The following is a 23,804-nucleotide window of genomic DNA, read 5'->3' on the forward strand; positions in this document are numbered from 1 at the left end:
CGGAGCTCGGTGGTGCCGTCGGCCGTCCTTCCGGACACGCGGACGTCGCGGACACCGCCGAGACCGCGGACATCACGAGGAGCCCCCGCCATCATGGCCAACCGCCAGCAGCCCAGCCCCATGCCGACCGCCAAGTACCGCGGCTACGAGCAGGTCGGCATCGCCGACCGCACCTGGCCGGACCAGCGGATCACCGCCGCCCCCCGCTGGCTCTCCACCGACCTGCGTGACGGCAACCAGGCCCTGATCGACCCCATGTCGCCCGTCCGCAAGCGCGCCATGTTCGATCTGCTGGTCAAGATGGGCTACAAGGAGATCGAGGTCGGCTTCCCGGCGTCCGGCCAGACCGACTTCGACTTCGTACGCTCCATCGTCGAGGACCCGGACGCCATCCCGGACGACGTCACCATCTCCGTCCTGACCCAGGCCCGCGAAGACCTGATCGAGCGCACGGTGGAGTCCCTGAAGGGCGCCAGGAGGGCCACCGTCCACCTGTACAACGCGACCGCCCCCGTCTTCCGCCGGGTCGTCTTCCGCGGCTCGCGGGACGACATCAGGCAGATCGCGGTCGACGGCACCCGCCTGGTCATGGAGTACGCCGAGAAACTGCTGGGCCCCGAGACGGAGTTCGGCTACCAGTACAGCCCCGAGATCTTCACCGACACCGAGCTGGACTTCGCCCTGGAGGTCTGCGAGGCGGTGATGGACACCTACCAGCCCGGTCCCGGCCGCGAGATCATCCTCAACCTGCCCGCCACCGTGGAGCGTTCCACGCCGTCCACGCACGCCGACCGCTTCGAGTGGATGGGCCGCAACCTGTCCCGCCGCGAGTACGTCTGCCTGTCCGTCCACCCGCACAACGACCGCGGTACGGCGGTGGCGGCGGCCGAGCTGGCGCTGATGGCCGGCGCCGACCGCATCGAGGGCTGCCTGTTCGGGCAGGGCGAGCGCACCGGCAACGTCGACCTGGTCACCCTGGGCATGAACCTGTTCTCCCAGGGCGTCGACCCGCAGATCGACTTCTCCGACATCGACGAGATCCGTCGCACGTGGGAGTACTGCAACCAGATGGAGGTCCACCCGCGCCACCCGTACGTGGGCGACCTGGTCTACACGTCCTTCTCCGGCTCCCACCAGGACGCCATCAAGAAGGGCTTCGACGCCATGGAGGCCGACGCGGCCGCCAGGGGCGTCACCGTCGACGACATCGAGTGGGCCGTCCCCTACCTGCCGATCGACCCCAAGGACGTCGGCCGCTCCTACGAGGCGGTCATCCGCGTCAACTCGCAGTCCGGCAAGGGCGGCATCGCCTACGTCCTGAAGAACGACCACAGCCTGGACCTGCCGCGCCGGATGCAGATCGAGTTCTCGAAGCTGATCCAGGCCAAGACGGACGCCGAGGGCGGCGAGATCACGCCGACGGCGATCTGGGACGTCTTCCAGGACGAGTACCTGCCCAACCCCGGCAACCCCTGGGGCCGCGTCCAGGTGGCCAACGGGCAGACCACGACCGACCGCGACGGCGTCGACACCCTCACCGTCGACGCCACGGTCGACGGCGCGGAGACCACCCTGGTCGGCACCGGCAACGGACCGATCTCGGCGTTCTTCGACGCGCTGCAGGGCGTCGGCATCGACGTACGGCTGCTGGACTACCAGGAGCACACGATGAGCGAGGGCGCCTCCGCGCAGGCCGCCTCCTACATCGAGTGCGCCATCGGCGACAAGGTGCTGTGGGGCATCGGAATCGACGCGAACACCACGCGCGCCTCGCTGAAGGCGGTCGTCTCCGCCGTCAACCGCGCAACTCGCTGACCAGCCGAATCAGTGGTTTGAGGTCCCGCTCGCCGGAAAACGGCGGGCGGGACCCCGTCATATACCGGCCATATATCTGCGGGGGTCACGGAAAGGTCTCGTCCTGGGTACTGACTCCACGTCGGTGGTGTGGCTAACATCACGCCAGCGCGACGATGCTGTCGCGCCGTTACGGAGGTGCGACGTGCTGCCTGAACGGGGACGAAACAGCCGAGCTGCCCGGCTGCCACGCATCCTGGGCACCCGCACCGCGTGGACACCCGTCGGTGACGGCGAGTTCTTCTGCCCCGGCTGCGGCGGTGACCGCAACTACACGCGGCTCACCGGCCGCCGCCGCTTCACCCTGCTAGGCGTTCCCGTACTGCCGCGCGGCGAGTCCGCGCCGACCGTCGAGTGCGCGGCCTGCCGCCGCCACTACGGCACCGACATCCTCGACCACCCGACCACCACCCGCTTCTCCGCGATGCTCCGCGACGCCGTCCACACCGTCGCCCTCGCGGTCCTGACCGCCGGCGGCACCTGCTCCCGCACCTCGCTGGAGACCGCGGCCGTCGCGGTGCGCGCGGCCGGCTACGAGGACTGCACCGAGGACCGGCTGAACGCGCTCGTCGAGGCGCTGGAGGCGGACACCGGCCGGGTCCGCGGCGAACCCTGCGTGCCGGGCCTGGCGATAGAGCTGCACGAGGCGCTGGACCCGCTGGCCCCGCACCTCGCCGCCGTCGGCCGCGAGTCGATCCTGCTCCAGGGCGCCCGCATCGCCCTGGCCGACGGCCCCTACACCCCCGCCGAACGCGACGCCCTGGCCACGGTGGGCGCGGCGCTGACCATCTGCTCCGACGACGTGACCCGCCTCCTGGAGTCGGCGGGCACGCCCTCCTAGGTCCTGTCGTCGAACTCGCGCCGTCGCCCGCAGGGCGGCCCCGCGGCGTCAGGTGCGTGCTCTATGGCGTGCCGGGTCCTGGGCCTCGTACGGGATGTACCCGGGTCAGGGCCCGGTACGGCGAGAGTGCGTGCATGACGTCGCTGGGCAGACGGGAGTCTCACGAGGCCTAGTCCGGGCCGGGACTCCCGGGCAGGTCCAGGCGCATGATCTGGCGGTGCATGCCCGGCCCGAAGTAGTCCGGACGCAGGCCGCCGTCGGGTTCCTCCGGGCGGAAGCCCAGGGAACGGTAGAGGAAGATCGCGGCGAGGTTCGCCGGCTCCACCGTCAGCCGGACCATCCGGATGCCGTCCCGGCGCAGCCGGTCCAGCACCTCCGTCATCAGCTCCCGGCCCAGTCCGTGGCGGCGCCGGTCCCGCGTCACGCACAGGCCGAGTATCCAGCTGTCCGCGCCGAGCGCCCGGGTGGCGGCCAGCACATAGCCGCGCAGCCGGCCCGTGCCGTCGTCGAGGACCAGGAAGTGCTCCTCGTACATGTCGAAGAGCTGACGCAGCAGGAACCCGGGATAGGCGACCTCCCGGAAGACCTCCTCGTCCAGCCGCCGCAGTTCCGGCAGATCGGCCTCCTGTGCCGTGCGCAGGACCAGCGGTCGCCCGTCCGGTTCCGAGCCGGGTCGCGTGAGCTGGTCGGGGCGGTCGAGGGAACGTTCCAGCGGTTCGGCGGTCATGCAACCCCCAGTCGGACGTGCGTCAACTCGTCGGCATCGGCGCCGTGCACACGAAGGGATGGGGTCTCATGTGGCGGCGGGTGTCTGCTTCTGGCTAGAGTGAGCGTCCAACTTGCCGCATGCAAGGGCGAGTTAGGGCGTGCGACCATGCGCCCGACGTGCGCCGGTCGGACGCGGATGGCGTATTCCCCCGCTGTCTCGAGGCATCCGGGTCACCTACCGTGAACACACTGGGGATGTGTCCGAAAGCGAATGGAACGCGGCAGGGTGACTATGGATCGCAACGCCGACGCGCCTTGGTCGAAGTTCGATCCGGAGGCGTACGTCGACAACAACTACCGGAAGCCGCTCGAAGTCGACCTGCTGATCGTCCGGTTGCTGCGTGACCACTTCACCCGTTGCTTCTCCGGGGCCGTACCCGGACCGGTGCGCGGTGTCGACGTCGGCGCCGGCGCGAATCTCTATCCCGCGCTGTCCATGCTGCCCTGGTGCGAGAAGGTGCTCCTGCTGGAGTACGCGCACCCGAACGTCGAATACCTGGAGAAGCAGGTCTCCCCGGGCGGGTACGACACCGCGTGGGACGCCTTCTGGGAGGTGCTGCGCGAGGCGCCCGCCTACCGCGCCGTCGAACCGAGGGCCCTGGTCAGCGAGATCGTCCGGGTCGAGCGCGGCAACCTGTTCGACCTCGAGGACGGACACCGGCGCTGGGACCTCGGCACGATGTTCTTCGTCGCCGACTCGATGTCCGAGTGCCCCGAGGAGTTCCACCGCGGCGTGCGCTGCTTCATGAACGCGCTCGGTGCGGGCGCGCCGTTCGCCGCCGCGTTCATGAAGGAGTCGGTCGGCTACCGCGTCGGCGAACACGACTACCCGGCCTACCGGGTGAACGAGGACCGGGTCAGGCAGAGCCTGGAACCGTTCACCGGAGAGCTGGAGATCCACGATCTGCACCACATGGTGCGGCCGGGTCACGAGGGAATGCTCCTCGCCCTGGGACGGCGCGATGCGGAGATTGCCACCCCGTAGGAACGGGGACCATGCTGAACACAGGGCACCGAGATCTGTACGAGGGGTGCGGGGATGCAGATCAAGCCACGCCAGCACCTGCTGGACATCTGGCAGGCCATGGCCCGTCACTCGTTCGACGAGGGGAAGCTCGTCCGGGGGGACACCGACGGACTGAGCAGCGTCGCGGACGCCGAGCGCCTGCTCTGCCTGCTCTATCCGGCCACCGAGGTCCCCGCCTTCCGGCTCGACCAGCCGGACACCACCGAGCGTGACGTCCTGCGCGCCCTCGACCGGGTCGGCAGCCGGCTGGAGATCCCGCCCAACCTGATCGCCGCGCTGACCCAGTTCATGCGCACCCACACCGGGAACGACGACAGCCCGACCTTCGCCGGCGGCCACTACTTCCGGCCCTCCGAACCCGACGGCGAGATCACCCACGACCAGGCCCAGCTGGGCGTGGTGGACTCCTACTCCATGTCCGTCACGCTCTGCCTCGCCACCCTCGGGTTCCTCAAGGTCTACGAGGGCACCACGACCCGCCCCGAGGTGCGCAAGGCCGTCGCCGAGCTGAGGGACGCCACCAACATCCGGCTGACCGCCGCGATGATCAGCCTGCTGCGCTCCTTCACCGTCAACGTCTTCGACGCCGAGTCCGAGCAGGGCCGGCGGCTGATCCAGGTCATCGGACAGGGCGGGCTGTCCGACCGGCTCGTCCTCCAGCAGTTCTCCCGGCGGTTGCGCCCCCTGCGCGCCACCATCATCGAGAGCATCTCCAGAGGCATCCAGGTCGACGAGGGCATCCGCGACGAGAGCCAGCTCTTCGAGTGCGGCTGGGCCTGGGGCATCGTCAAGGACGCCCCCGAGATCGGCGACCTGAACACCCCCGCACCCGGCCAGCCCGACGGCATCGCCGACCGGCTGCCCTACGTGTACTTCACCGTCGCCGCTCTCGACGGCATCCAGGACCTGTTCTCCGACCGCACCCTCACCCTCGGCCTGCTCGACGAGGACCAGCAGAAACTCGCCGAGATGCTGCGCCTGCGCTGGGAACTCAGCCAGCAGTACTGGTCCGCGATCGCCCGCTTCGGCACCGACCGCTGGCCGCTCGAGGACCTGCCCTGGCAGACCACCGGCCTGCGCCTGGAGTCCGAGTACTTCTCCCTGACCGTCGCGGCCATCGTCGTCCACGACCTGGTCCGCCGGAAGGCCACCGACGACGACCTCACCCGCACCGTCGCCGTCATGGAACGCCTCGCCGACCGGGGCCGCGTCACCAGCCGCATGACCAGACGGGACACCACCATCCGGCTGCACAACCCGGGCGTCACCATGCCGCTCGCCGGGTCCGAGCGCTCCGGAGGCCGGCTGCTGTGGCGGATGACCGACTTCTCCGCCCAGCTCCTCAAACGCAGCATCCAGCTCGCCGAGCTGTCCCGGAACATCGGCGCCCAGGACCGGCTGCTGCGCCTGGCGGAGCAGACCTTCGAGCACCTGTGGTCACGGCGCATCGACGACGAGGACGGCGCCGGTCTCTGGGACAACGTCCGGGCCGTCTACCCCGAGTCGCAGGACGTCGCCCTGCGCCTGTCCTGGAGCATCACCGAACGCGTCACCGAGTGCCTCGTCGCCGCCCGCAACCTGTACGAGCAGCAGCCCATCCGCAGCCCCGAGCTGGCCGAAATGGCCCGCGGACTGCTCAGCGAGGCCACCCACCTGTTCGGCAAGGAACAGCTGGAGGCGTCCGCCGCCGCCGACGGAAGCAGAGCCCGCGCCATGCGCAGCATCGAGAGCCGCCTCGACCACGCCCGCAGCCTGGTCGACGAGCGGCCCGCGACCGCCTTCGCACTGGCCCTGCCCGTGCTCCGGGAACTCGACACCCTGGCCCAGGCCAGGGGCGCCGCCGCGCAGGAGGTGTGAGCGTGCTCGTCTTCGCCGCCTCCGACAAAGGAGGCACGGGACGCTCGGTGACCAGCGCCAACCTGGCCTACCAGCGCGCCCTCACAGGCGACCACGTGGCCTACGTGGACTTCGACTTCGGCTCGCCCACCGCCGCCGCCGTCTTCGACGTGCCCGGCGCGATGCGCGGCACCGAGGAGCACGGTCTGCACTCCTACCTGGAGGGCGAGACCGCCGAGCCGGTCAGGATCGACGTCTGGCGGCAGACCGAGCACCCCCTGCTGCGCGCCCGCCCCAACCAGTCCGGCCGCCTGGTGCTGTTCCCCGGCGACGCGGGCGGCGGCGAGTTCGCCACCGGCGAGGAATCCCTGGAGCGCTGCATCGACCTGCTGCTGAAGCTCAACGGCGAGTTCGACGTCACCGTCGTCGACCTCAGCGCCGGCCGCAGCTACGCCGTCGACATGGTCCTCGCGGCGACCGCCCACGCCCGGATGCGCAACGTCCCCTTCCGCTGGCTGGTCTTCCACCGCTGGACCCGCCAGCACGTCATCGCCGCCTCCGGACTCGTCCACAAGGACCACGGCATCATCGGCGGCGGCGTCGAACGCGGCCACGACGAGGACACCCTGCGCGCCGCCATCCGCTTCGTACGGGCCGCCGTCCCCGACCCCGAGTCGCCGCTGTGGTCCCAGGGCTCGCCCGCCCAGGCCGCCTGGATGCAGGCCTGCGACGAGGCACTGCGCCGGCTCGCCGCCGAGCACCGCATCGGCGACAGCGTCGTCCTCGGCGTCGTACCGCTGGAACCCATACTCCAGTGGCGCGAGCAGCTGATCACCGAGGAGGACGTCCTCTCCACCCAGATCGCCAACAAGGAGACCCTAGAGGCGCTGGAGGAGATCGCCCGGCGCCTGACCGACGACTCGCACTGGGGGCGGCCGTGAGCGACGCGGTGTTCCGCGAGACCGCCGCCGAACCGCGCACCCGGTCGGTGCCGCTGGCCCACCTCTCCCTGGAGCTGGGCCACCTCTACATGGAGGACTTCGAGGCCGGACCGGAACGGCTGCGCGCGCACTTCGCCGAAGTGCGCCCCTGGGTGGAGGCGGCCCGCACCGCCGCCGCCCGGGCGGGCGGAAAACGCGCCCGGATCAGCACCTGCTTCCTCGTCGACGACTACTTCAGCCGCTTCTCCACCCCCGCCGAGGTCGTCCCCATGCTGCTCGCGGAGGCCGAGCGGGCCGGGCTGAGAGTCGACTACCTGGCCCGCGAGTCCGGCTGCGCCGTCACCGGCAAGGTGCCCGTCGCGGAGGCGGTGGCCGGCCGTATCGTCGAGTCCCCGCCGCCCGGCAGCTACGGCCTGCGCCCGCCCGCCGCCCAGACCGGCTGGCTCGCCAACGGCGAACGCAGCCCCGTCGCCCGCGCCCCGCAGGCCATGAAGCGGGCCGTCGCCTGGCAGCCGCCCCGGGAGACCGCGGCCCGCCGCCACTCCGTCTTCCTCGACGTCGAACTGTGGAGCGACGACGCCGACGGGCAACGCACCTGGTCCTGCCCCTTCCTCGCCGCCGTGTGGCAGCTCGCCCGCCTCGGACTGCTGCGCAACGAGGGCGAGACCGTCCTCGTCCCCCAGCCGTACGCCCCCGCCGCCGGATTCCCGGACGACTGGGACGAACTGCCGTCCCTGCTACGGCTCGACGACCGCGCCGCCCCCTTCGCCGCCTACCGCACCTGCTCGGTACTGCCGGGCCGTTTCCTCCCCGTCGAACACGCCGTCCGCGTGATCCTCGACCAGATCGAGGTCGACCCCGGCGCCCTGACGCAGGTCGCCGAACGCTCCGGCCGCGAACGCGTCCCCGTCCCCGACTCGGTCGCCGACCGCGTCTCCTACGTGTACTACGCGGGGCTCTGACATGGCGCCGCGGCAGAGCAGCACTCCGCGCGCCGCACTCGCCTGCGGCGAGGTCCGCACCTGCCTGCTGCCCGCCCGGCAGGCCCTCGACATCCGCTCCGCCGCCCAGCTCCTCGGCCTGCGCGCCGACGAACGCGTGCTGCTCTCCGAGCGCCCCGGCCTCTACGCGCGCTCTCCCGACACCCTCACCGGCGTCGACTGCCCGCTGCCCAGCGCCAACGGTGCCCGGATCCGCGCGGTCGGCACCGTCACCGCCCACGCCGCGCTCACCGAGGGCCGCGTCCTGCAGACCTCCGCATACTGCCGGATCCCCGCAGGCGGACCCGACCAGCGGCGGCCGTGGGGCGAGTACCTGGTGCGGCCCGGCATCGTCGAACCACTCGGGAGACTCCCCCACGAGGCGGTCGCGCGGGGCGTCCTCGGAGGCCCACGCCACGGCGACCTCGACATCGGGCTGATCGCCGGCGGACTGCTCACCCGGCTGCTGCGCCACCCCCTGCTCGACCAGCGCCCGCCCTTCAGGTCCCGCCCCACCCGGCTGCGCTGGGCGGCGCTGCCCGCCGAGCCGGGCGAAGGACCCGCCGTCGAGCGGTTCACCCTCGCCGAGGACGAGCTGCGCACCGTACGCCTGCGCGTGCCCGAGGGCACCGCCGCGGCAGGCCTCGCCGCGCTCTGCGACGACCTGGCCCTGCACGACTGGCTGCTCACCACCGTCGTCCGCATGCTCGACGGCCTCCGCCTGGGCGCCGGAGCGGCACAGGACGCCGGTGCCGTGGTGCGGACGCTGCGCCCGGCCGTCGACCATCTGCTGCACCTGTGGATGCCGCGCGCCCGCGTGACCGCCGAACTGGCCGCGCTGTGGGACCCGCTGGAGGAGCGCCCCGGCTTCACCCGGCAGTGGCAGACCCTGGTGCAGCGCATCCGCGACCAGCTCACCCTGCACGCCATACCCGTACCCCACCGGGAGGTGGAACCGGCCCCCTGACCGGCGCCCCGGCCCCCAGTGGCCCCGGCACCCGCCCCGCACGCACATCCCCGCACCCCTATCCGACGCGCATCCCAACGGGGGGAGAAGCGAGATGAGCACGGCACAGTCACCCCGACCCGACGACCCGCCCCGCACGACGAACCCGATCGACCCGAGGGGGGAGTCCCCCCGGGCGCGCGTGCTGCTGATCGCCCTCGTCGTCGGCGCCCTCTTCTGGAGCGTCACGACGCTGCTCGCCCCGGACGACGGCACACTGCGGCAGTTCGTGTCCGCGGTGCTCTGTGCCGGCGCGGCGGCAGCCGTCCAGTACGTCCTCGGCCTGGCCCCGCGCCCGGGACAGCAGCGGCTGGAGGAGCACACCCACCGGGTGGAGAGCGCCCTGGCGGAGAACACCGCCGCCGTACGCGACGGTCTGAACCGGTACGACGACGAGCTGAAGTCGGGCCTGTCCCGGCACACCGAGGACGTCAAGCAGCTGGTCGAGACTCACGTCACCCAGGTCGACCACCGGGCCGCCGAACCCGGTCGTCCACTGGACCCGGTCCGTATCGACAGCGTCCCCGACCTGGCCAAGGGCTTCGCCGACGTGCTGCTGCCCAGCCCCTCCATCCTGCACACCTTCGTCCACCTGGAGATGTCCCGGGTGGTCGGCCACATGGCGGACCTCACCAACCTGACCGCCGAGTGCCCCGGCGAGAACCACGACTGGATGCTCACCCTCACCCGGGCCGCCGAGCGGTCCATCCTCGCCACCAGCACCTCCGTCGACCGGGAGTTCTGGAGCAGCGAGCCCGCCGGCCGCTACCTCGACGCCCAGCAGGCGGCCATCGACGAGCAGGGCGTCGCGGTGCGCCGCCTGTTCCTGCTGGAGAGCGCCCGCGAACTCGACGACCGGCTGCTGCGCCTGTGCGAGGAGCAGGAACTGCGCCGCATCGACGTACGCGTGGCGGTCCTGCCCGAACTGCCCCCGCACCTCCAGCGCGGCACCACCAACGACTTCATCCTCTACGACGAGGAGGTGTCGTTCGAGATCGAGCAGGACCTGCGCGACGTCAACATCCGCACCCGGCTCACCGCGCGCCAGGACTACGTACGGGACCGGCTCAAGCGCTTCAAGGAGCTCTGGGACGCGGGCATGGGCCTGCGCGAACTGGAGGTGCGGGTCGACGACGAGGAGGACGGCAACTGGATGGTCGACCAGGCGTGACGGCCGCCGTACTCCCCGGGGAGTAACGACGGCTGCGCGTCACCCCGGGCAGTAGCCGCCGACTCGCCCTCAGGCCCGACGCGTTCGCGTCCCGCTGCCGGAAGTCTGGAGACCGACCAGACATCCACCGGAGGGAGGCCCGTCGGATGGGGGCCGTAAGGACAAGCGCGGGGCGGCGGCGGGCCTTGCCGTGGCTGGTGCTCGGGCTGTGGATCGCCGTCCTGGCGATCGCCTCGCCGTTCGCGGCGAAACTCGGGGACGTGCAGCACGACCGGGCCGTCGACTACCTTCCGGCGAGCGCGGACTCGACACAGGTCGCCAGGATCCAGGACCGGCTGCCGGGCGGCGAGGCCACCGAGATGGTCCTCGTCTACCACCGCGACGCCGGACTGACCGCCGCCGACGAAGCCACCGCGGCCGAGCAGCTCGCCGAGATCGCCGGCGCGCACGAACTGACCGGCCGCCCGGCGGGCATCCCGTCCAAGGACGGCACCACCCTCGTGTACCCGGTCGCCTCCAACGAGCCCGGCCAGGACGAGAAGGCCCGCGACGCACTCGTCAACGACGTACGGGACATCGCGCGGGGCGGCGACGGGCTCGGCGTCGAGGTCGGCGGCGCGGGCGCGCTCGCCACCGACGCCGCCGAGGTCTACGACTCCCTCGACGGCCCCCTGCTCTACACCACCGCCGCGGTGGTCGCCCTGCTGCTGATCCTCATCTACCGCAGTCCCTTCCTGTGGCTCGTCCCGCTCGCCGTCGCGGGAATCGCCGACTACCTGTCCATGGGCGTCGCCTACGGCCTCAACCAGTGGTTCGGCACCGCGGTCTCCGGCCAGAGCAGCGGCATCATGACCGTCCTCGTCTTCGGTGTCGGCACCGACTACGCGCTGCTGCTGGTCTCCCGCTACCGCGAGGAACTACGGCGCGCCGAGCGGCCGTACGACGCCATGCGCGCCGCCCTGCGCGGCTGCGGCCCCGCCGTGCTCGCCTCCTCCGGCACCGTGGCCGCCGGGCTGCTGTGCCTGCTCACCGCCGACCTCAACTCCAGCCGGGGCATGGGCCCCCTCGGCACCGTCGGCGTCCTGTGCGCGCTGGCCGCCATGCTGACCCTGCTGCCCGCGCTCCTGGTCCTGCTCGGCCGCCGCGTCTTCTGGCCGCTCGTGCCCCGCCACGGCAGCGCGCCCAAGGCCCGCAGATCGCTGTTCACCGCGATGGGCAGCTCCGCCGAACGCCGGCCGCGCACCGTCCTGGTGGGCGGCGCCGTCCTGCTCGGCGCGCTGGCGCTCGGCTCGTTCGCCCTGCCCGGCAGCCTCAAGCAGGAGGACTCCTTCACCACCAGGCCCGAGGCGATCGCGGCCATGGAGACCCTCGCCGCTGCCTACCCGGAGCGCGGCACCCAGCCCATCACCGTCATCGCCCCCACCGGCCGGGCCGACGCCGCCCTCGCCGAGATCCGCGGCACCCGCGGTGTCGAGAACGCCGAAACCGGCCGCAGCGGCGGAGGCTGGACCGAGCTGACCGTACTGGCCTCCGCCCCGCCCCAGTCGGCCGCCGAGACCGCCACCATCGAGGCCCTGCGCGACAAGCTCGACGGCTCCTACGTCGGCGGCCCCAGCGCCCAGCAGATCGACCTGGAGGACACCAACGCCCGGGACACCACGATCGTCGTGCCCATCGTGCTGCTGTCGGTCCTGCTGATCCTCACCGTGCTGCTGCGCTCCCTGGTCGCGCCGCTGATCCTGGTCGCCGCCGTCGTCGCCGTGTGGGGCGCGGCCGTCGGCATCGGCGGTCTCGTCTTCGAGCCCCTCTTCGGCTTCGAGGGCACCGACCCGGGACTCGGGCTGCTCTCCTTCGTCTTCCTGGTCGCCCTCGGCGTCGACTACGGCATCTTCCTGATGCACCGGATGCGCGAGGAGGCCCTGAAAGGCGCCGAACCCACACAGGCGGCCCTCTCGGCGCTGCGCACCACCGGCGGCGTCATCGCCTCCGCGGGACTGGTCCTCGCGGCCACCTTCGCGGTGCTCACCAGCATGCCGATGGTGCAGCTGGTCGAGCTGGGCTTCGTCATCGCGGTCGGCGTCCTGCTCGACACCTTCCTGGTCCGCACCTACCTGGTCACCAGCGCGAGCGTCGCGCTGCGCCGCCGGGTGTGGTGGCCGGGCCGGCTGTCCCGGAAGCCGGAACGGCCCGCGCCGGACGGCGACCGGGAGCCGGTCGGTGTCTGAACCGCCCGACGACCGGAGCGCGCCCCTCCCCTCCCGGCGGGGCGCGCGGGTCACGGAGTATGGAGGCGTGCAGGCAACCACCGAGGCAGCGTCCCGTCCCCGCGTCGGCGAGCGGATCATCGCCGCGATCAACCGCGACCCGCGCACCGCCCCGCACGGCACCCGCAACGACGTCGTGCTGGCCGCCGCGCTCCTCACCGTGGCCGCCTGCCTGGCGCTGTCCACGGACGAGGGCCGCCGCCCGGACGCGGTGGGCTGGACGCTGCTGGTCGCCGCGCACCTGCCGATCGTGTGGCGCCGCCGCCGTCCGCTGCTGGTGCTCGCGACGGTGGTGGCCCTCGTCGGCCCCTACCACGCGATGGACAACAACCACGCTGCGGCCGCCCCCGCCTCCTACGTCGCCCTGTACACGCTCGCCGTCACGGGCCGTCCCCTGCGCACCGTCGTGACCGGCGTCGCGGTCCTCACCGTGTCCGTGAGCGTCATGCTCACCGTCAACACCCACCAGGCCCTCGAACTGATCCGTATCTCCGGCTGGGTCGTCGCCATCCTCTTCTGCGGCATCGACATCCGCTACTACCGCCAGTACGTCGCCGCCATAGTGGAGCGCGCCGAACGCGCCGAACGCACCCGCGAGGAGGAGGCGCGGCGCCGTGTCGCCGAGGAGCGCCTGCGCGTCGCCCGGGACCTGCACGACCTGCTCGCGCACAGCATCACCCTCATCGGCGTGCAGACCTCGGTCGCCGCCCACGTCCTGACCGCCGACCCCGGGCGCCTGGACCGGACGGCCGTCGCCAAGGCCCTCGACGACATCGCCGAAACCTGCCGCACCGCGCGCGGTGAACTGCGCACCACGCTGGAGGTGCTGCGGGAGCGGGGCACCGCCGACGCCCGCGGGCCCCTGCCCGGGCTGCACGGCCTGTCCGACCTGGCGGAGAGCGCCCGGCTCGCCGGTGCACACGTGGACCTGGCGGTGAGCGTGGGCGACGTCCCGCCCGCGGTCGGTGCCGCCGCCTACCGCATCACGCAGGAGGCGCTGACCAACGCCGTACGCCACGCGGGGCCCGAACCGTCCGTCCGCGTCGACGTGCGCGCCGAGCCGGGCGTCCTGCGCCTGTCCGTCACCGACGACGGCACCGGACCCGACTCCGCGGGAACTCCGGGCTTCGGCCTTCTCGGCATGCGGGAGCGGGCCCGCAGCGTGGGTGGCACACTCGACGCCGGACCACGGGAGGGCGCCGACGGCTTCGAGGTGACGGCCGTACTGCCGACTCCCGCCACGCCCCTGACGACCCTGACCTCGGAGAGAGCCGGATGACCATACGCGTGCTGCTCGCGGACGACCAGAACCTCGTCCGCGCGGCGTTCGCCCTGCTCGTGGCCTCGGCCCCCGACATGGAGGTCGTCGGCGAGGCAGGCACCGGCCGCCAGGCGGTGGACCTGGCCCGCACCGAACGCGCCGACCTCGTCGTCATGGACGTGCGCATGCCCGACCTGGACGGCATCGAGGCGACCCGGCTGATCGCGGCCGACGAGGACCTCGCGGGGGTACGGGTGCTGGTCCTCACCACCTACGACACCGACGAGAACATCGTGGAGGCGCTCCGCGCGGGTGCCTCCGGATTCCTGGTCAAGGACACGAAGCCGGCCGAACTCCTCGACGCCATCCGCACGGTGACGGCGGGTGACGCCCTCCTCTCGCCCGGCCCGACGGCCCGCCTGATCGAACGCTTCCTGCGCAGCCCCGCGACGCCGGTGGCGGGCGAGGCCGGCCCCGACTGCCTGTCGGACCGCGAACGCCAGGTACTCACCCTGATCGCCCGCGGCCTCAACAACACGGAGATCGCCGACGCGCTGGGACTGAGCCCGCTGACGGCGAAGACCCACGTCAGCCGCATCATGGGCAAGCTGGGCGTCCGGGACCGGGCGCAACTGGTGATCGTGGCGTACGAGTCGGGGCTGGTGACCCCGGGCACGGCTCAGCGGCGGTAGAGGCCCGCCTCCGGCCGCCGCCCCGGTGGCCGGGAAACGGGAGACGGTGGTGCCCCCTTCGCCGCGTTCGGGCAACTCCCTGAAACGGCCCGGCGGCCCGGGGTCTACCCCGCCACATCCCTGACGAACGCGGACCAGGCAGCCGCCCCGACGACGATCACCGGGCCACCGCTCACCTTGCTGTCCCGGACGGGCACGATGCCGGGGACTCCGTCGGTGACTTCGAGGCAGTCGCCGCCATTGCCGTCGCTGTAGCTGCTCTTGCGCCAGCGTGCGTGGTTCAGCTCGTACTCGCGCATCGTCTGTGGTCCTCCACCGCCGACTTGATCCGGGCCAGGGACGCCTCTGGTGACAGTGCGGCGGCCCTGATCAGATCGTATGCCGAGCGGATCCGCTGCACCACGGGCGGATCGTCCAGGAGGGTCCCCGAATACACGGCTTCTGTATAGACCGTTGGGGGAGCGTCCTCGAACTCCATGAGCTTCAGCGACCCCGTCATGGCCGGGTAGGCGCCGGCAGCCAGCGGCAGCACCTGCACAAGTACCGTGCGCGCCTGCGCCAAGGTGGCGACGTGTTCCAGTTGCTCGGCCATCGCCAAGGGCCCACCGACAGGGATGCGAAGCACACATTCGTGCAGGACCACCCAATACACGGGGCGTGTGGCGTCCGCGAGGATCCCAGCCCGATCCATGCGACCGGACACCTTCTCCTCGATGTACTCGTCCGGCGCGAAGGGGTTCATGGCGAGCGTGACCGCCCGCGCGTAGTCCGCCGTCTGCAGCAGCCCGGGCACCAGCGCCGGGGCGAACTCGCAGATCGTCGTCGCCAGCCCTTCCAGTTCCGCCACCTTCGCGAAGTAGTCCGCGTACCGGGGATCGTCAATCAGCTTCCGGCACAGGCGCTCGAAAATACCGTCGGTTTGTAGCGACTCGTCGATCCGCTGGGCCACATCCAACTGCGGCTTCCGAATTGCCTGTTCGAACTGACCGATGTAACCGCCGGACACGAATACGCGTGCCCCCAGCTCTACTTGGGTGATTCCGGCGTCCTCTCGCCGCCGTTTCAGTTCCGTTCCGAAGAACTCCCACGCGGCTTGCCGTGAACCATTGGCCATAACCAACCCCCATGTACTGAACCGCACTTGTAGTGCGCATACTCCTGCCGAGTGTAGGCACGTCGAGGCATTCTGGGGACACGAAGAGTGAAACCGTAAAGAAAAGGGGAGCACGGTGGAAGAACGGCACTCGGCGCTCTGCGTCGAAGGAGCGGAGGACACGGTGAAGGAATTGCGCGCGGCGCTCGCGGAGGCGGGAATTACTCTTCCCTCCCTCGGGGTCGACCCGGTGAGTCTTGCGCGGGAGGCACCCTGTCCGCTCGTCGAATTGGGGCGGTGTTCCGTCGAGACCGCGCAGCGGCTCGCGGCGGTGCTGCGGTGATCACGCCGTCCGTCGGGACCTATGCCGTGGACACCCGCAGTGGGCGGGTCGGGATCGTGATGGGGCACGAGGGGCCGTACGTGCAGATGCGGCCGTACGGCGGGGGCAGGGAGTGGGACGCCGAGCCGGGTGACGTACGCCACGCCACTCCGTCCGAGCGGCTCAGCGCGGCGATGGCGTACACCAACGCCCGAAGCCGGGGCGAGGTGCCTTGAAGGATGCGCGAGAATGGGCGCCATGAGTCTGTTCCGCGACGACGGCATCGTGCTGCGCACCCAGAAGCTGGGTGAGGCGGACCGGATCATCACGCTGCTCACGCGCGGTCACGGACGCGTACGCGCCGTGGCGCGGGGGGTGCGGCGGACGAAGTCGAAGTTCGGAGCGAGGCTGGAGCCGTTCTCGCACGTGGACGTGCAGTTCTTCTCGAAGGGCAGCGAGCTGGTCGGGCGCGGGCTGCCGCTGTGCACGCAGAGCGAGACGATCGCGCCGTACGGTGGCGGGATCGTGACCGACTACGCGCGGTACACCGCGGGGACCGCCATGCTGGAGACGGCCGAGCGGTTCACCGATCACGAGGGCGAGCCGGCGGTCCAGCAGTATCTGCTGCTGGTGGGTGCGCTGCGGACCCTCGCCCGGGGCGAGCACGCGCCCAACCTCGTCCTCGACGCCTTCCTGCTGCGCTCCCTCGCCGTGAACGGTTACGCCCCGACCTTCGGGGACTGCGCGAAGTGCGGTCTGCCCGGTCCGAACCGGTTCTTCTCGGTCGGCTCGGGCGGCTCCGTCTGCGCCGACTGCCGGGTGCCCGGCAGCGTCGTACCCTCGCCGCAGGCCCTGGTACTGCTCGGGGCGCTGCTCACGGGGGACTGGGGGACGGCGGACGCGTGCGAGCCGCGGTACGTCCGGGAGGGCAGCGGACTGGTGTCCGCGTACCTGCACTGGCACCTGGAGCGCGGCCTGCGCTCCCTGCGGTACGTCGAGAAGTCCTAGAAGGACCCGGCAAGGACAGCGAACACAGCAGGAACAGCAGGAACAGCAGGAACAGCAGGAACAGCAGGAACAGCAGGAACAGCAAGAGCGCCAAGAACGGTTCGAGGAGACGAGAGACACATGGCCGTACGCGGGATCCTGGGGCGGCAGCGCCGGGAGTACAGGACGCCGGAGCCGCATCCGTCCGGCGCGCGGCCCCCGGGGCTCGGTGAGCTGGTTCCGGAGCATGTGGCGATCGTCATGGACGGCAACGGACGCTGGGCCAAGGAGCGCGGGCTGCCGCGCACCGAGGGGCACAAGGTCGGCGCCGAGCAGGTCATGGACGTCCTGCAGGGCGCCATCGAGATGGGCGTCGGCAACATCTCCCTGTACGCCTTCTCCACCGAGAACTGGAAGCGCTCGCCGGACGAGGTGCGCTTCCTGATGAACTTCAACCGCGACTTCATCCGCAAGTCCCGTGACACCCTCGACGAGCTGGGGGTGCGGGTGCGCTGGGCGGGGCGGATGCCCAGACTGTGGAAGTCGGTGGCCAAGGAGCTCCAGGTCGCGCAGGAGCAGACCAAGGACAACGACAGGCTCACGCTGTACTTCTGCATGAACTACGGCGGACGCGCCGAGATCGCCGACGCGGCGCAGGCCCTCGCGCGGGACGTGCGGGCCGGGAAGCTCGACCCGTCGAAGGTGGACGAGAAGACCCTCGCGAAGTACCTGTACTACCCGGACATGCCGGACGTGGACCTGTTCCTGCGGCCGAGCGGGGAGCAGCGGACGTCCAACTACCTGCTCTGGCAGAGCGCGTACGCCGAGCTGGTGTTCCAGGACGTGCTGTGGCCCGACTTCGACCGGCGCGACCTGTGGCGCGCCTGCCTGGAGTTCGCCTCCCGGGACCGCCGCTTCGGCGGTGCCATCCCGAACGAGGAGCTGTTGGCCATGGAAGGCCGCACCGAATAATCCGGCCCGTCCCCGCCCTTCAGCCCCTCCGGCGTTCGGGGACGAGGCCGTTCAGGCAGGAACAGGGGCCCGGGGCGCAGCCCCGGCCCTGAACGGCTCAGCCGCCGGAGGCACCCGCGCAGTCGGCGCAGGTGCCGAAGATCTCCACCGTGTGCGCGACGTTGACGTAGCCGTGCTCGGCGGCGATGGCCTCGGCCCACTTCTCCACCGCCGGGCCCTCGACCTCGACCGCCTTGCCGCAGGTGCGGCAGACCAGATGGTGGTGGTGGTCGCCGGTGGAGCAGCGGCGGTAGACGGACTCGCCGTCGGCGGTGCGCAGGACGTCGACCTCGCCGGCGTCGGCGAGGGACTGCAGGGTGCGGTAGACCGTGGTGAGCCCGACCGAGTCGCCCTTGTGCTTGAGCATGTCGTGGAGCTCCTGAGCGCTGCGGAACTCCTCGACCTCGTGGAGAGCCGCCGACACGGCGGCCCGCTGCCGGGTGCTGCGGCCCTTCACGGGCGGTCCAGCGGTCGTCACCGGATTCCTCCTCACGTCTTCGCGGCTTGCCGGGCCATTGTGCCAGCCCGGTTCACCCGCGGTCAGACGCCGACCTCGTCGGCGGCCCCCCGGGTGGCCGGAATCTTGCACTCCGCCGGTTCGGCGGCGGGCCCCGCCGCTGCGACGGCCCGCGCGCGTCGCCGGGCCAGCGGCGCCGCCAGCATGGTCAGCAGGACGAACGCGCCGATGGTGAGCAGCACGATCGTCGCGCCGGGCGGCACGTCCTGGTAGTACGACGTGACGGTGCCGCCGATCGTCACGGTCACGCCGAGCGCGACGGCGATCGCGAAGGTGGCGGCGAAGCTGCGGGTGAGCTGCTGCGCGGCGGCCACCGGGACCACCATCAGCGCGGAGACCAGCAGCAGCCCGACGACGCGCATCGCGACCGTCACCGTGACCGCCGCCGTGACGGCCGTCAGCAGGTTCAGCGCGCGCACCGGCAGGCCGGTGACCCGGGCGAACTCCTCGTCCTGGCTGACCGCGAACAGCTGGCGCCGCAGGCCGAGGGTGACGAGGACCACGAAGGCGGCCAGCACGCAGATCGCGGTGACGTCGGACTCGCTCACCGTCGACAGGGAGCCGAAGAGGTACGAGGTGAGGTTGGCGCTCGAGCCGGTCGGCGCGAGGTTGATGAACATGACGCCGCCGGCCATGCCGCCGTAGAAGAGCATGGCGAGGGCGATGTCGCCGCGGGTCCTGCCGTACCAGCGGATCAGCTCCATGAGGACCGCGCCGAGGACGGATACCAGGGTCGCCATCCACACCGGGGACCAGGAGAGCAGGAAGCCGAGGCCGACGCCGGTCATCGCCACGTGGCCGATGCCGTCGCCCATGAGGGCCTGGCGGCGCTGGACGAGGTAGATGCCGACGGCGGGGGCGGTGATGCCGACCAGGACGGCAGCCAGCAGGGCCCGCTGCATGAAGGCGTAGTTCAGGATTTCCATGGGTGCCTTCTCAGCTCAGCAGTCCGGTGCGGATCGGTTCGGCGCCCGCCGGTGCGTGCGGGTGCACGTGGTCGTGGCCGGGCAGCGCGTGCTGGCCGACCGCCTCGGGCGGCGGGCCGTCGTGCAGGACGCAGCCGTCGCGCAGGACCACGGCCCGGTCGATGAGCGGCTCCACCGGGCCCAGCTCGTGCAGGACGAGGAGGACCGTGGTGCCGGCCGCGACCTGCTCCCTGAGCGTCTCGGCCAGCACCTCCTGGCTGGCCAGGTCGACGCCCGCCATCGGCTCGTCCATGATCAGCAGTTCGGGTTCGGCGGCGAGTGCCCGGGCGATCAGTACGCGCTGGTGCTGACCGCCGGAGAGGGCGTTCACCGAGTCCTTGGCCCGGTCCGCCATGCCGACCAGGCCGAGGGCACGGCGTACGGCCTCGTGGTCTGCCTTGCGCAGGATGCCGAAGCGGGTCCGGGAGAGCCGGCCCGAGGAGACGATCTCGGTCACCGTGGCGGGGACGCCGCCCGCGGCGGTGGTGCGCTGCGGGACGTAGCCCACGCGTGCCCAGTCGCGGAAGCGGCGCCGCGGGGTGCCGAACAGCTCGATCTCCCCGGCCGTCACCGGCACCTGGCCGATGACGGCGCGCACGGCCGTGGACTTGCCCGAGCCGTTGGCGCCGAGCAGCGCGACGACCTCGCCGCGGCCCACGGTGAGATCGATGCCGCGCAGGACGGGGCGTGAGCCGAGTTCGGCGCGGACGCCGTGCAGCGAGATGACGGGCTCGGTCATGCCACCCTCCGGTTGTTCGGGTTGTTCGGGTTGTTCGGGTTGTTCGGGTTGTTCGGGTCGATCCGGTCGAACGTATCGATCGAGTCGGTTGTTCCGGTCGGTCACTTGGCGTTCAAGGCCGTCCGCAGGGCCTTGAGGTTCGCTTCCATGACCTGGATGTAGTCGTCGCCGCGGGACTTGTCGGTGATGCCCTCGATCGGGTCGAGGACGTCCGTCCTGAGGCCCGCGTCCCTGGCGACCGTCTTCGCGGTCCTGTCGCTGACGAGCGTCTCGTAGAAGACCGTGGAGACGCCGTCCGCCTCGGCCATCTTCTCAAGGTCCTTGATCCGGGCCGCGCTGGGCTCGGACTCGGGGCTGAGGCCGTTGATGGCCTCCTCGGTCAGGCCGTAGCGCTCGGCGAGGTAGCCGAAGGCGGCGTGCGTGGTGATGAAGACCTTGGTCTTCGTGTCCTTCAGCCCCGTCTCGAACTTCGTGTTCAGCCCGTCGAGCTTCCCGACCAGGGCCGCGGTGTTCTTCCTGTAGTCGGCGGCGTGCTCGGGGTCGGCCTTCTCGAAGGCCTTGCCGACGCCCTCGGCGACCTCGGCGTACTTGACCGGGTCGAGCCAGATGTGGGGGTCCTTGCCGCCCTCCTCGCCGTGGTCGTGGCCGTGCTCGTCCTCGGCGTGCTCGTCCTCGTGCTCGTGCTCGGCCGCGTGGCCGCCGACCTCGGAGCCGTGCTCCTCCAGGGTGGTGAGCGTGGTCGCGTCGATCTTCGTCTTGGCGCCGGACTGGGTGATGGCCTCGTCGACGGAGGGCTGCAGGCCCTTGAGGAAGAGGGCGGCGTCCGTCTGCTCGAGCTGGGCGCGCTGCTTGGCGCTGATCTCCAGGTCGTGCGGCTCCTGGCCGGGCTCGGTCAGACTGGTGACGCTGACGTGCTCGCCGCCGATCTGGTCGGCGAGGAAGGCCATGGGGTAGAACGACGCGACGACGTCGAACTTGTCCGTGTTGCCCGCCGCCGAGCTGTCGCTTGAGCAGGCGGAGAGGGTCCCGAGACCGAGCGCGGCGGCTGCGGTGACTGCTATGCCGGATATGTGGCGTCGACGTACGTTCATGACTCTCATTTTCAACAAATATGGAAACCGTTGTCAACAAGCGGTCGACTCCGCGAGGGGAGGCCCCGATTTGGCCGAGGGGCTGTCCACGCCGGTAACCTGAGGCATTCTCTGGAAGCATCTCGCTTCGTCGCCCGTCGTCGTAATGAAGAGAGCACCGTGGCCGCCGACAAGATCGACACCATCGTCAGCCTGAGCAAGCGCCGTGGCTTCGTATTCCCCAGCAGTGAGATCTACGGCGGTCAGCGCGCCGCCTGGGACTACGGTCCGCTGGGTGTCGAGCTCAAGGAGAACCTCAAGCGTCAGTGGTGGCGCTACATGGTCACCTCGCGCGAGGACGTCGTCGGTCTCGACTCCTCCGTGATCCTGGCCCCCGAGGTCTGGGTGGCCTCCGGTCACGTCGCCACCTTCACGGACCCGCTCACCGAGTGCACCTCCTGCCACAAGCGGTTCCGCGCGGACCACCTGGAGGAGGCGTACGAGGAGAAGAAGGGCCGCGCCCCGGAGAACGGCCTCGCCGACCTCAACTGCCCCAACTGCGGCAACAAGGGCACCTTCACCGAGCCCAAGCAGTTCTCCGGTCTGCTCTCCACCCACCTCGGCCCCACCCAGGACAGCGGTTCCGTCGCCTACCTGCGGCCCGAGACCGCCCAGGGCATCTTCACCAACTTCGCCCAGGTGCAGACCACTTCGCGCCGCAAGCCGCCGTTCGGAATCGCCCAGACGGGCAAGTCCTTCCGCAACGAGATCACGCCCGGCAACTTCATCTTCCGCACGCGCGAGTTCGAGCAGATGGAGATGGAGTTCTTCGTCAAGCCGGGCGAGGACGAGAAGTGGCAGGAGTACTGGATGGAGCAGCGCTGGAACTGGTACACCGGCCTGGGCCTGCGTGAGGCGAACATGCGCTGGTACGAGCACCCGGCCGAGAAGCTCTCCCACTACTCCAAGCGCACCGCCGACATCGAGTACCGCTTCCAGTTCGGCGGCAGCGAGTGGGGCGAACTGGAGGGTGTCGCCAACCGGACCGACTACGACCTCTCCTCGCACGCGAAGGCCTCCGGCCAGGACCTCTCCTACTACGACCAGGAGGCGGGCGAGCGCTGGACGCCGTACGTCATCGAGCCGGCGGCCGGTGTCGGCCGGGCGATGCTCGCCTTCCTGCTCGACGCGTACATCGAGGACGAGGCCCCGAACGCCAAGGGCAAGCTGGAGAAGCGCACCGTGCTGCGTCTCGACCCGCGGCTGTCCCCGGTGAAGGTCGCCGTGCTGCCGCTGTCCCGCAACCCGGAGCTGTCGCCGAAGGCGAAGGGGCTCGCGCAGGCACTGCGGCAGAACTGGAACATCGAGTTCGACGACGCCGGTGCGATCGGGCGCCGGTACCGGCGCCAGGACGAGATCGGGACGCCGTTCTGCGTCACCGTCGACTTCGACACGCTCGACGACAACGCGGTGACCGTGCGGGAGCGGGACACCATGAAGCAGGAGCGTGTGTCGCTGGACCAGATCGAGGGGTACCTCGCCTCTCGGCTGGTCGGGTGCTGATCGTTCGTTCCGGCTGACGTACCGGGGACCGGCCCCCTGGAGGTCCGGTCCTTCGCCCGCCCCTCACCCGACTCGGTCGGGTGAGGGGCGGGCGTTCGGCGTTCTTGTGCGGCTCGGTTCGGGCGTCAGCGGCCCTGCAGTGCCTTCACGTTGTCGCCGAAGGTCCAGTTCCTGGAGCCGTCCCAGTTGAGCGACCAGGTCATCAGGCCCTTGAGGGAGCCGTGGTAGTGGTTCCAGGCCTGGGCCACCAGGGACGGCGACAGGTGGCCGCCGCCCGCGCCGGGCTGGGCGGGCAGGCCCGGGACCTGCTTCTCGTAGGGCACCCGGATCGTGGTGCCCTGGATGACCAGGCCCTTGTCCAGGCAGTCGGTCTGGGCGGTGAAGCCCCGCACCGTGCCGGCCGGGTAGGAGTCGCCGGAGCAGCCGTACATGCTCCCGTTGTAGTACTGCATGTTCAGCCACCACAGCCGGCCGTTGTCGGCGTACTTCTTGACGATCGGCAGGTACGCGCCCCAGATCGAGCCGTAGGCCACGCTGCCGCCGGTGACGTAGGCGGTCTCCGGGGCCATCGTGAGGCCGAAGCCGGCGGGCATGCGACCAGACCGAGGCCGGGCCAGGAGCGCCACACGGCCAGTGTCATCGGGGCCGGGCCCAGCCGACCGGCCCTCGGAGGGCGGCGCCCGCCGGCACGACGCGTGTGCCGTAGCGGGCGACCAGCCGGGGACCGGCGAGGGAGAACAGGAAGAACACCACCGCGAGCGGCGCCGCCCCGGACGGTGACGTACGCACCCGCCGACGAGGTCTCCCGGGAACGGCTGGAGAAGCCGCCCGCGATCGCTCCGGAGCGCGCGCCGACGCCGTCCGGGTGAGTGCCCGAAGTGCGGGAACCCGGAGAA

General features: G+C 71.1%; 23 protein-coding genes and 2 pseudogenes. 16 read left to right on the forward strand and 9 right to left on the reverse strand.

Features of this window, described 5'->3' with window-relative positions; translation table 11 throughout:
• Positions 1–93 precede the first annotated feature (93 nt).
• Positions 94–1,815: a 2-isopropylmalate synthase gene (gene leuA, locus ACGFYH_RS00750; RefSeq protein WP_393800954.1), complete on the forward strand. Its 1,722-nt coding sequence runs from the start codon at positions 94–96 to the stop codon at positions 1,813–1,815.
• Between the two features lie 184 nt (positions 1,816–1,999).
• Positions 2,000–2,695 carry a TerB family tellurite resistance protein gene (locus ACGFYH_RS00755; RefSeq protein ID WP_393800955.1) on the forward strand — a complete coding sequence of 232 codons (696 nt, stop codon included), beginning with the start codon at positions 2,000–2,002 and terminating at the stop codon, positions 2,693–2,695.
• A 169-nt stretch (positions 2,696–2,864) separates the two neighbouring features.
• On the opposite strand, the gene ACGFYH_RS00760 is transcribed toward ACGFYH_RS00755, so the two are convergent.
• Positions 2,865–3,422 carry a GNAT family N-acetyltransferase gene (locus tag ACGFYH_RS00760; protein ID WP_393800956.1) on the reverse strand — a complete coding sequence of 186 codons (558 nt, stop codon included), beginning with the start codon at positions 3,420–3,422 and terminating at the stop codon, positions 2,865–2,867.
• A 252-nt stretch (positions 3,423–3,674) separates the two neighbouring features.
• Here ACGFYH_RS00760 and ACGFYH_RS00765 point away from each other — a divergent pair, with 252 nt between their 5' ends.
• The 9 genes from ACGFYH_RS00765 to ACGFYH_RS00805 all read left to right on the forward strand — a co-directional run bounded on the left by ACGFYH_RS00765 (position 3,675) and on the right by ACGFYH_RS00805 (position 14,641).
• Entirely contained in the window at positions 3,675–4,448 is a 774-nt protein-coding gene (locus ACGFYH_RS00765; RefSeq protein WP_393800957.1) for an SCO2525 family SAM-dependent methyltransferase, read from the forward strand.
• Positions 4,449–4,502: 54 nt separating this feature from the next.
• Positions 4,503–6,347 carry an SCO2524 family protein gene (locus ACGFYH_RS00770; RefSeq protein ID WP_393800958.1) on the forward strand — a complete coding sequence of 615 codons (1,845 nt, stop codon included), beginning with the start codon at positions 4,503–4,505 and terminating at the stop codon, positions 6,345–6,347.
• A 2-nt stretch (positions 6,348–6,349) separates the two neighbouring features.
• Complete coding sequence (locus ACGFYH_RS00775; RefSeq protein WP_393801501.1) at positions 6,350–7,267, forward strand: SCO2523 family variant P-loop protein; 918 nt, start codon at positions 6,350–6,352, stop codon at positions 7,265–7,267.
• On the forward strand, positions 7,264–8,229 hold the full coding sequence (locus ACGFYH_RS00780; protein ID WP_393800959.1) for an SCO2522 family protein: 966 nt from the start codon (positions 7,264–7,266) through the stop codon (positions 8,227–8,229). Before ACGFYH_RS00775 ends, ACGFYH_RS00780 begins: the two co-directional genes overlap by 4 nt.
• A 1-nt stretch (position 8,230) precedes the next feature.
• Positions 8,231–9,214: an SCO2521 family protein gene (locus ACGFYH_RS00785; RefSeq protein ID WP_393800960.1), complete on the forward strand. Its 984-nt coding sequence runs from the start codon at positions 8,231–8,233 to the stop codon at positions 9,212–9,214.
• Between the two features lie 94 nt (positions 9,215–9,308).
• The gene (locus ACGFYH_RS00790) at positions 9,309–10,424 is read left to right on the forward strand and encodes a hypothetical protein (protein WP_393800961.1); all 1,116 of its coding nucleotides are present in this window, start codon (positions 9,309–9,311) and stop codon (positions 10,422–10,424) included.
• A gap of 146 nt (positions 10,425–10,570) precedes the next feature.
• A complete protein-coding gene (locus ACGFYH_RS00795; protein ID WP_393800962.1) occupies positions 10,571–12,649 on the forward strand; it encodes an MMPL family transporter in 2,079 nt (692 codons plus the stop codon).
• Positions 12,650–12,716: 67 nt separating this feature from the next.
• Positions 12,717–13,967 carry a sensor histidine kinase gene (locus tag ACGFYH_RS00800; protein ID WP_393800963.1) on the forward strand — a complete coding sequence of 417 codons (1,251 nt, stop codon included), beginning with the start codon at positions 12,717–12,719 and terminating at the stop codon, positions 13,965–13,967.
• The gene (locus tag ACGFYH_RS00805) at positions 13,964–14,641 is read left to right on the forward strand and encodes a response regulator (protein WP_393800964.1); all 678 of its coding nucleotides are present in this window, start codon (positions 13,964–13,966) and stop codon (positions 14,639–14,641) included. The genes ACGFYH_RS00800 and ACGFYH_RS00805 overlap by 4 nt, the downstream gene beginning before the upstream one ends.
• Positions 14,642–14,745: 104 nt before the next feature.
• On the opposite strand, the gene ACGFYH_RS00810 is transcribed toward ACGFYH_RS00805, so the two are convergent.
• Complete coding sequence (locus ACGFYH_RS00810; protein WP_393800965.1) at positions 14,746–14,940, reverse strand: DUF397 domain-containing protein; 195 nt, start codon at positions 14,938–14,940, stop codon at positions 14,746–14,748.
• The gene (locus ACGFYH_RS00815) at positions 14,922–15,755 is read right to left on the reverse strand and encodes a helix-turn-helix domain-containing protein (protein ID WP_393800966.1); all 834 of its coding nucleotides are present in this window, start codon (positions 15,753–15,755) and stop codon (positions 14,922–14,924) included. Before ACGFYH_RS00815 ends, ACGFYH_RS00810 begins: the two co-directional genes overlap by 19 nt.
• A gap of 115 nt (positions 15,756–15,870) precedes the next feature.
• Here ACGFYH_RS00815 and ACGFYH_RS00820 point away from each other — a divergent pair, with 115 nt between their 5' ends.
• The 4 genes from ACGFYH_RS00820 (at position 15,871) to ACGFYH_RS00835 (ending at position 18,015) form a co-directional block, all read left to right on the forward strand.
• Entirely contained in the window at positions 15,871–16,077 is a 207-nt protein-coding gene (locus tag ACGFYH_RS00820; RefSeq protein WP_393800967.1) for a hypothetical protein, read from the forward strand.
• Positions 16,077–16,292, forward strand: a complete 216-nt coding sequence (locus ACGFYH_RS00825) for a hypothetical protein (protein WP_393801502.1) — start codon at positions 16,077–16,079, stop codon at positions 16,290–16,292. The genes ACGFYH_RS00820 and ACGFYH_RS00825 overlap by 1 nt, the downstream gene beginning before the upstream one ends.
• Positions 16,293–16,314: 22 nt before the next feature.
• Entirely contained in the window at positions 16,315–17,064 is a 750-nt protein-coding gene (gene recO, locus ACGFYH_RS00830) for a DNA repair protein RecO (protein ID WP_393800968.1), read from the forward strand.
• A 120-nt stretch (positions 17,065–17,184) separates the two neighbouring features.
• Complete coding sequence (locus ACGFYH_RS00835; protein ID WP_393800969.1) at positions 17,185–18,015, forward strand: isoprenyl transferase; 831 nt, start codon at positions 17,185–17,187, stop codon at positions 18,013–18,015.
• 97 nt (positions 18,016–18,112) lie between these two features.
• On the opposite strand, the gene ACGFYH_RS00840 is transcribed toward ACGFYH_RS00835, so the two are convergent.
• From ACGFYH_RS00840 to ACGFYH_RS00855, 4 genes are all read right to left on the reverse strand, one after another.
• A complete protein-coding gene (locus ACGFYH_RS00840; protein ID WP_393800970.1) occupies positions 18,113–18,532 on the reverse strand; it encodes a Fur family transcriptional regulator in 420 nt (139 codons plus the stop codon).
• A 62-nt stretch (positions 18,533–18,594) separates the two neighbouring features.
• Entirely contained in the window at positions 18,595–19,497 is a 903-nt protein-coding gene (locus tag ACGFYH_RS00845; protein WP_393800971.1) for a metal ABC transporter permease, read from the reverse strand.
• A 10-nt stretch (positions 19,498–19,507) separates the two neighbouring features.
• Entirely contained in the window at positions 19,508–20,275 is a 768-nt protein-coding gene (locus ACGFYH_RS00850; RefSeq protein ID WP_393800972.1) for a metal ABC transporter ATP-binding protein, read from the reverse strand.
• A 101-nt stretch (positions 20,276–20,376) separates the two neighbouring features.
• Positions 20,377–21,366 carry a metal ABC transporter substrate-binding protein gene (locus ACGFYH_RS00855; RefSeq protein ID WP_393800973.1) on the reverse strand — a complete coding sequence of 330 codons (990 nt, stop codon included), beginning with the start codon at positions 21,364–21,366 and terminating at the stop codon, positions 20,377–20,379.
• 159 nt (positions 21,367–21,525) lie between these two features.
• On the opposite strand from ACGFYH_RS00855, the gene ACGFYH_RS00860 reads away from it, so the two are divergent.
• A complete protein-coding gene (locus tag ACGFYH_RS00860) occupies positions 21,526–22,908 on the forward strand; it encodes a glycine--tRNA ligase (protein ID WP_393800974.1) in 1,383 nt (460 codons plus the stop codon).
• Positions 22,909–23,033: 125 nt separating this feature from the next.
• Here the strand turns inward: ACGFYH_RS00860 and ACGFYH_RS00865 are convergent.
• A pseudogene (locus ACGFYH_RS00865) lies at positions 23,034–23,504 on the reverse strand (chitinase); the annotation flags it as partial.
• A pseudogene (locus ACGFYH_RS00870) lies at positions 23,483–23,673 on the reverse strand (MFS transporter); the annotation flags it as partial. The pseudogenes ACGFYH_RS00865 and ACGFYH_RS00870, both read right to left, overlap by 22 nt.
• Positions 23,674–23,804: the final 131 nt, after the last annotated feature.

This window comes from Streptomyces sp. NPDC048392 (assembly GCF_043200575.1).
Lineage (GTDB): Bacteria > Actinomycetota > Actinomycetes > Streptomycetales > Streptomycetaceae > Streptomyces.